Below are 8,105 nucleotides of genomic sequence, written 5' to 3'. Positions count from 1 at the left end.
CGGAGCAGGCCACGGTCACCAGGGTGCCATCGGTCAGACGCTCAGTGGCGTTGCCGCAGCCCACGACGGCGGGGATGCCCAGTTCACGCGCGATGATGGCAGCGTGGCAGGTGCGGCCGCCACGGTTGGTGACGATGGCGCTGGCGCGCTTCATCACGGGTTCCCAGTTGGGGTCGGTCATGTCGGTGACGAGCACGTCGCCGGGCTGGACGCGGTCCATCTCGGTGATGGAGTGCACCAGGCGCACGGGGCCGGTACCGATCTTCTGGCCAATGGCGCGGCCTTCGGCCAGCACGGTGCCGGTGCTCTTGAGCTTGTAACGCTGCTCGGCCTTGCCTTGCTGCTGGCTCTTCACGGTTTCGGGGCGAGCCTGCAGGATGTAGAGCTTGCCGTCGGTGCCGTCTTTGCCCCACTCGATGTCCATCGGGCGGCCGTAGTGCTCTTCAATGATGAGGGCGTACTTGGCCAGCTCGGTGACGTCTTCGTTGGTCAGGCTGTAGCGGTTGCGGGCCTCGACGGTGGTGTCCACGGTCTTTACAAGCTTGCCGGATGCGGCCTTTTCTTCGGGCGTTGCGAACTCCATCTTGATGAGCTTGGAGCCCAGGTTGCGACGGATGACCGCTTGCTTGCCGGCCTTCAGAGCGGGCTTGTGGACGTAGAACTCGTCAGGGTTGACGGCGCCTTGCACCACGGTTTCGCCCAGACCGTAGCTGGACGTGATGAAGACCACGTCAGGAAAGCCCGACTCGGTGTCGATGGTGAACATCACGCCAGCGGCGCCCAGGTCAGAGCGCACCATGCGTTGCACGCCGGCCGACAGAGCCACCACGTCGTGGGCAAAGCCCTTGTGCACGCGGTAGGAGATGGCGCGGTCGTTGTACAGCGAGGCGAACACTTCCTTCATCTTGTGCAGGATGTCTTCGATGCCGACGACGTTCAGGAAGGTCTCTTGCTGACCGGCAAAGGACGCGTCAGGCAAGTCTTCTGCCGTGGCGGACGAGCGAACGGCGAACGAGGCGTTGGGGTTGTCACCCGCCAGCTGGGCGTAGGACGCGCGGATCGCTTGTTCCAGGTCAGCTGGGAAGGGTTGGGCTTCAACCCAGCCACGGATTTCGGCGCCGGCGGCGGCCAGGGCGCGCACGTCTTCGGTGTCCAGCGTGGCCAGGCGTTGGCTGATGCGCTCGGTCAAGCCGTCGTGCTTCAGGAATTCGCGGAAAGCATGTGCCGTGGTGGCAAAGCCTGTGGGAACGCGCACACCATTGGGCAGCTGCGAAATCATTTCGCCCAGCGAAGCGTTCTTGCCGCCGACGACTTCGACGTCGGACATGCGCAGTTGTTCGAATGGGACGACCAAGGCGGTCGGCTCAAAGCGATCAGTCATACAAAAGCTCCAGGATGATAAAAAAATTGGGTGAGCGCGGGGCTGCCGGATGCTGTGGCCTGTTGTGCTTGTTAGGGGCCGGTGCTGTGGCAGATATCGAACTCGATTGAATGCATTGTAGGGTCAGGCCTATGATCTTGATTCCCGTCATTCAATTTCCCGGGCTCATACGCGGGTGACCTCGTGTCATATCACCGTCATCCCCGTTACAGACCCGCACGACATGTCAGACCGTACTGTCTTCTTCATCTCTGATGGCACCGGCATCACCGCCGAAACCATGGGTAACTCCATCCTGGCTCAGTTCGCCATCAAGCCCCGGCATGTTCGCCGCCCCTTCATTGACACGGTCGACAAAGCCCACCAGGTGGTGCGCGAGATCAACTCAACCGGTGTGCGCGAGGGCAAGCGCCCGGTGGTGTTCATCACCATGGCCAACGACGATGTGCTGGAAATTCTGAAAACTTGTCAGGGCCGCGTGTTTGATGTGATTCAGACTTTCGTGGCACCACTGGAAGAAGAGTTCAACATGAAGTCGAACCACCGGGTGGGGCGCTTCAGTGATCCGAGTGTGGACCGTGAGTACAACGACCGCATCGAGGCGATCAACTTTGCGCTGGAGCACGATGACGGCCAGTCGTCCCGTAATCTGGAATTGGCGGACGTGGTGCTGGTGGGCGTGAGCCGTTGCGGCAAGACGCCGACGTCGTTGTACCTGGCGATGCAGCACGGCATCAAGGCGGCCAATGTGCCCCTGATTCCGGAAGACTTTGACCGTGGTTTCTTGCCGACCATGCTCAAGCCTTACAAAAAGAAGTGCTTTGGGCTGACGATTGATCCGGAACGCCTGAGCCAGATTCGCAATGAGCGTCGTCCGGGCAGCCGCTATGCCAGCTTGCAGAACTGCCGCCTGGAAGTGAATCAGGCGGAGTCGATGATGCGCCGTGAAGGCATTGCGTGGTTGTCGTCCACGCACAAGTCGATTGAAGAAATTGCGACCACCATCTTGCGCGACATCCGTCCGGATCGGTTGATTTACTGATGGGCGCGCCAATGAATGATGTCCGCGTCGAGCGCGACGACGATACCGTGACGCTGGCCTTTGGTGATGCGTTGATCCAAAGTCGCATGAACACCGACGATCCGACGGCGCTGGATCTGGCCTACAGCCAGGTCGCCATGGCATTCACGATGTTCGTGGCCAAGCCTCAGCACATCTTGATGCTGGGTTTGGGTGGAGGCTCCATGGTGCGGCACCTGCTGCATCACTTTCCGCAGTCCAAGCTGACGGTGGTGGAGTTGGATCCGAATGTCATCGCGTTGCGCGAAACCTTTCTGCTGCCACCAGACGGTGATCGCTTCAAGGTGGTGTGCGGTGACGGAGCAGCCTTCATCCACGCATCGCTGCCGTTTGAGTACGACGTGATCGTGGTGGATGCCTTTGACGAGGCCGGGCAGCCCGAGGTGACGTCCACCATGGCGTTTTACAAGGCCTGCCGGTCAGCGTTGAAAGACAGTGGTGTGCTGTTGGTGAATTTGCTGGATGCCGAGCCCTTGTGCAGCCGACTGATTGGTCGGATCTGGCAGGTGTTTGGCGAGTCGGTGTTGCCGTTGGAAGTGGAGTGCGGTGGTAATCGCATTGTGCTGGCGGCCAGCGATGCCGTATTCAGAGCGTGTGCGACCGACTTGCGCACGCGCTGGTCGCAACTGTTGCCGGTGCATCGTGACATGTTGGATGGTTTGCCCGAGGTGCTGGAAGAAGAGCTGGAGCCGTGGATGCCAAAGGTTCGCGCCACAGCGACTCGTTCTGGCGCTCGGCATTCCGGTCAGTCGTCCGGGAACCGAGGTGGTCAGCGAAAGCGGCGCTGAGAACGAGGTGCATGGGACGAATTGAATGCGTCCCGTGTGACTCATTCACGAAACGCAGTTGCAATTGGTTACGTTTGTGCGCGGAGCGGCGGGCCGCGCGCTAAGGTTGCGCCCGGGTCCGATCCTTTGCTCGGGCTCAAGCACCCATGAGCACCGAAACCGCCACACAGGACCCCATGTCAGACGCTTTTGTGCGTCTGCAAGAACGACTCGCGAAGCATCCGGACTTTGAGGCGATCAGGACATCGGTCCGCCGTGTTCAAAGTCTGTTGAGCAATGACACCTCGCGTACGCAGTGTGTGGCAAATGCCGTGACGGAGGATGCCGGCCTGGCGGCCCGCCTGCTCAGATTGATCAACGCGGCGTACTACAAGAGCGCCGGCGGCGGAACCATCGTCAATGTGCCTCGCGCTGTGGCCGTGATGGGCTTCAACGCCGTACGCAATCTGGCCGTGAGCTTGCGATTGCTGGAGCAGCTGCCCAGTGATCGCCGAGGTCGCGTGCTGCGTGAAGACTTTTTACGGGCGCTGCTGGCTGCGCGCCTCGCTCGGGAGTTGTGTCACGAGACCCGCTTGCTGGAAGAGGCGTGCGTGACCGCACTGTTTCAGAATCTGGGTCGCATGCTGGTGGCTGCACATTTGCCGGATGAGGCGCTGGCCATTCGCCGCCAGGTTGGACGACACGAAACCCCGCTGGGGGCCAAAGAAGACCTGGCTGCCAAAGACCGATTCGGACTGGGTTATGCCGACATTGGTGTGCAAATTTGCAAGCAGTGGGGGTGGCCAGAGGCATTGCGGCTGTCGATGATGCGAGGCGCTTGGCCAGCGCACCCGCCAGGCGATGCGAATGACCGACTCCGTTGGGTGGGATGGTTGGCCAATGAACTGGCTGACGTGTTGGTCTACATGTCGCCAGCGCAATGGGAAGACGTGTGCACGGACTTGGCCATGAGCGCGGGCAGGGCGACCAAGCACTCAGCCAAGGAATTGCGCGAGGCGCTTGCCAGAACCCGAATGGACCTGGAAGACATCGCGGAGGCGCTGGGCATTCCCTTGTCTCAGCTCGAGGATTGGCATGAGGCCGATGCGGTCGATGGGGCTGAGGGGACCGAAGGGGCACTGCCTCGCGCTTTGCCAGCACAAGCACGTTCGTCGGCGGAGCGGCCCGCGCCGGGGCAAGTGGATCGCGCCATGTTGCAAGAAGAAGCCTTGCATCTGAGCGAGGCGCTGCTGGATGTGTCTGCCGCGAAGGTGGTGCCGGAGCGAGCCTTGTCCGCCATGTTCATGGGTTTGGGGGCCCGGCGTGCGGTGTTGTTTCTGGCCGCCCGGTCGAACGTGCCATTTCAGATTGTCAACGTGGTGGGCGATGAGCTTGCCTCTGTCGGGCCCGCCTGGACGGTGGACCCTGCTCAGGGGCGGGATCTGTTCTCCCGTCTGTGCGCACGGGGGACCGACACCTTGATCCACGATGCGAACCGTCCGGAAATTCAGTCGCACTTGCCGCCAGGTTTCCAGCGTGTGGGGCGGCCCAACTGCTTCGTGGTGCTGCCCATGACCTTCAAGGAGCGTGCCGTCGGGATGATCTACCTGGATCGGGATGACGGGGAAACGTTCGTGATCGACGACGAGAGCATGAAGTTGCTGCGCACCTTGCGCAATCAAGCCTTGATGGCCTTGCGGGCCTGAGTCTGTGGGACTCTGTTCAGGCATGAAAAAGGCCCCTCGTGAGGGGCCTTGGATGTGCAGATCTGAAGGAGATCAGCTGTTGTACTCGCTCACGGGCAGGCACGAGCAGAACAGGTTGCGGTCGCCGTAAACGTTGTCCACGCGGCCCACGGGTGACCAGTACTTTTGCTTGCGCAGGCTGTCGACCGGGTAGGCGGCTACTTCACGGCTGTAGGCGTGCGGCCATTCGGTGGTGAGCAGGCTGGCCGCCGTGTGCGGCGCGTTCTTCAGAGGGTTGTCCTCCTTGGGCAGCTTGCCTTCTTCGACCTGACGGATTTCCTCACGGATGGCGATCATGGCGTCGCAGAAACGGTCCAGTTCGAACTGCGATTCGCTTTCGGTGGGTTCCACCATCAGCGTGCCAGCCACTGGGAAGCTCAGCGTGGGCGCGTGGAAACCGTAGTCGATCAGGCGCTTGGCCACGTCCTCGGCTGACACGCCGGTGGTGTCCTTCAAGGGCCGCAGGTCCAGAATGCACTCGTGCGCGACGCCGCCACCCTTGATGGCTTGGCTGCCGCCACTGAAGTGAATGTCGTAGTGGTCGGCCAGGCGAGCAGCCACGTAGTTGGCGTTCAGGATGGCCACTTCGGTGGCAGCCTTCAGGCCTTCGGCGCCCATCATGCGGATGTACATCCAGCTGATTGGCAGCACGGCTGCATTGCCCAACGGTGCGGCCGACACAGCGCCCACTTGCACGTCGGAGCCCACGCCGGCCGAGCGGTGCGCGGGCAGGTAGGGCGCCAGGTCTTCAACCACGCAAACGGGGCCAACGCCGGGGCCGCCACCGCCGTGAGGGATGCAGAAGGTCTTGTGCAGGTTCAAGTGGCTGACGTCGCCACCGAACTGACCGGGGGCGGCCAGACCCACCAGGGCGTTCATGTTGGCGCCGTCCACATAGACGCGGCCACCGTGAGCGTGGACCAGCTTGCACAGTTCGGTCACGCGGGTTTCGAACACACCGTAAGTCGAGGGGTAGGTGATCATCACGGCAGCCAGGTTGGCGCTGTGTTGTTCGCACTTGGCCTTCAGGTCGTCGAGGTCGACGTTGCCGTCGGCATCGCACTTGGTGACCACGACCTTCATGCCCACCATTTGTGCGGAGGCAGGGTTGGTGCCGTGAGCCGACTCGGGGATCAAGCAGATGTCGCGGTGGCCTTCGCCACGGCCTTCATGGTAGGCCTTGATGATCAGCAGACCAGCGTATTCACCTTGCGAACCGGCATTGGGTTGCAGGCTGATGCCGGCATAGCCTGTGGCTTGCGACAGCCAGGCACACAGTTGCTCGTTGAGCAGTTCGTAGCCCTTGAGCTGATCGCGCGGGGCGAAGGGGTGCACGTTGGCGAACTCGGGCCAGGTGATGGGGATCATCTCGCTGGTCGCGTTGAGCTTCATGGTGCAAGAACCCAGCGGGATCATGGTGCGGTCCAGAGCCAGATCCTTGTCGGACAGGGCGCGGATGTAGCGCAGCATTTCAGTTTCGCTGTGGTGGGTGTTGAACACCGGGTGCGTCAGGAAGGCGCTGGTGCGACGCAGCTCAGCGGGCAAGCCCAGGTGAACGCCAGACTCAAACGCGGCGAAGGAAGGCAGCGCCTTGTCGCCAGCCAGCACGGTCCACAAATCGATGATGTCGTTGCGGGTGGTGGTCTCATCCAGCGAGATGCTGATGCTGTCGGCAGAGGCGTCGCGCAGGTTCATGCCTAGGGCGCGGGCCTTGGTCAGCACGGCTTCGCGGTCCTCAGCCAACACCTGGATGGTGTCGAAGTAGGTGTCATGCACCAGCGTGCGACCGAGTGCCTTCAGGCCTTCTGCCAGCACGGCGGTGTAGCTGGCCACACGCAGGGCGATGCGCTTCAGGCCTTCTGGGCCGTGGTACACGGCGTACATGCTGGCGATGACGGCGGGCAGCACCTGTGCGGTACAGATGTTGGACGTGGCCTTCTCGCGGCGGATGTGTTGCTCGCGGGTTTGCAGCGCCAGTCGGTAGGCGGGGTCACCATGGCTGTCCACGCTCACGCCAACCAGGCGGCCGGGCATGGAACGCTTGAACTCGTCTTTGGTGGCCAGGTAAGCGGCATGTGGGCCGCCATTGCCCATGGGCATGCCGAAACGCTGGGTCGTGCCGCAGGCGATGTCAGCACCCAGTTCGCCCGGAGGCGTCAGCAGGGTCAGCGCCAGCAGGTCGGCTGCCACGATGGCCAAGGCACCCTTGGCGTGCAGCGCGTCGATCAGCGGGCGCAGGTCACGGATCTGGCCGTTAACGCCCGGGTATTGCAGCAGGGCGCCGAAGCAGTCGTTGGTTGCCAGGTGTTCCACCAAGTTGGCCGCATGGACCAGATCGATGGTGATGCCCAGGGGCTTGGCGCGGGTCTGGATCACTTCCAGCGTTTGGGGCAGCACGTCATGGCACACCACGAAACGGGTCGACTTGCTCTTGCCGCCACGGGCAGCCAGGGTCATGGCTTCGGCTGCCGCAGTGGCTTCGTCCAGCATGGATGCGTTGGCGATGGCCATGCCGGTGAGGTCGGTCACCATGGTCTGGAAGTTGACCAGGGCTTCCATCCGACCTTGCGAGATCTCGGCTTGGTAAGGCGTGTAGGCGGTGTACCAGGCGGGGTTCTCGAGAATGTTGCGCAGGATGACGCCGGGTGTCAGGGTGCCGTAGTAGCCTTGGCCGATGAAGTTGCGCATCAGCTTGTTTTGCTGAGCGATGGCCTTCAGTTCGGACAGGGCGCGCGCTTCGGTGATGGGCGCGGGCAGATCCATGGGCGCAGTGCGCTTGATGCTGGCGGGCACGATGCCGTCAATCAGAGCCTGACGAGAGGCGACGCCAATCGCGTTGAGCATCTGGGCTTGCTCGGCATCGCAAGGGCCCAGGTGACGTGCGCGGAATTCGGTCGCGTTTTCGAGTTCAGCGAGTGAGTGCAGGGTGGTGTTCGGCATGGTGTTCGGCAGCATCGGGCAATCAGAGCACGACCACGCGCGGCAGGGCGTGGCCGTGGGGCAAGGCGCCGCAGGCAGCACCTTCTCGGTGGCTCAAGATCAGGCGTTCTTGAGCAGGTCGTCGTAGGCGGTGGCGTCCAGCAGCGCGTCCAGTTCGGCGGCGTTGCTCAGCTTGAAGATCGGAAGAGCAC

The 8,105-nt window shown here is 62.3% G+C and carries 5 protein-coding genes; 3 read left to right on the top strand and 2 right to left on the bottom strand.

Annotated features, from left to right (window positions below; translation table 11 throughout):
* The coding region (gene ppsA, locus ACMV18_RS12835; protein WP_420818169.1) for a phosphoenolpyruvate synthase at positions 1-1,381 on the bottom strand (1,381 nt) is incomplete at its 3' end.
* Positions 1,382-1,604: 223 nt separating this feature from the next.
* On the opposite strand from ppsA, the gene ppsR reads away from it, so the two are divergent.
* From ppsR to ACMV18_RS12820, 3 genes are all read left to right on the top strand, one after another.
* Positions 1,605-2,423, top strand: coding sequence for a pyruvate, water dikinase regulatory protein (gene ppsR / locus ACMV18_RS12830; RefSeq protein WP_374258221.1), 819 nt, complete (start codon positions 1,605-1,607; stop codon positions 2,421-2,423).
* Between the two features lie 11 nt (positions 2,424-2,434).
* Complete coding sequence (locus ACMV18_RS12825) at positions 2,435-3,250, top strand: fused MFS/spermidine synthase (protein ID WP_420818168.1); 816 nt, start codon at positions 2,435-2,437, stop codon at positions 3,248-3,250.
* 146 nt (positions 3,251-3,396) lie between these two features.
* The gene (locus ACMV18_RS12820; RefSeq protein WP_420818167.1) at positions 3,397-4,935 is read left to right on the top strand and encodes an HDOD domain-containing protein; all 1,539 of its coding nucleotides are present in this window, start codon (positions 3,397-3,399) and stop codon (positions 4,933-4,935) included.
* A 72-nt stretch (positions 4,936-5,007) separates the two neighbouring features.
* Here the strand turns inward: ACMV18_RS12820 and gcvP are convergent, their stop codons facing one another.
* Positions 5,008-7,914, bottom strand: a complete 2,907-nt coding sequence (gene gcvP, locus ACMV18_RS12815; RefSeq protein WP_420818166.1) for an aminomethyl-transferring glycine dehydrogenase — start codon at positions 7,912-7,914, stop codon at positions 5,008-5,010.
* Positions 7,915-8,105: the final 191 nt, after the last annotated feature.

Origin of the sequence: Aquabacterium sp. (assembly GCF_048860245.1) — a bacterium.
Lineage (GTDB): Bacteria > Pseudomonadota > Gammaproteobacteria > Burkholderiales > Burkholderiaceae_C > Aquabacterium.
The sequence above is the reverse complement of the archived record's forward strand: the minus strand, read 5'-3'. Positions and strand labels throughout refer to the sequence as shown.

Bases quoted from the DNA above. Each gene is read 5' to 3' on its own strand.
- ACMV18_RS12820 (WP_420818167.1), top strand. From the start codon at position 3,397: ATGAGCACCGAAACCGCCACACAGGACCCCATGTCAGACGCTTTTGTG.
- gcvP (WP_420818166.1), bottom strand. From the start codon at position 7,914: ATGCCGAACACCACCCTGCACTCACTCGCTGAACTCGAAAACGCGACC.
- ACMV18_RS12825 (WP_420818168.1), top strand. From the start codon at position 2,435: ATGAATGATGTCCGCGTCGAGCGCGACGACGATACCGTGACGCTGGCC.
- ppsR (WP_374258221.1), top strand. From the start codon at position 1,605: ATGTCAGACCGTACTGTCTTCTTCATCTCTGATGGCACCGGCATCACC.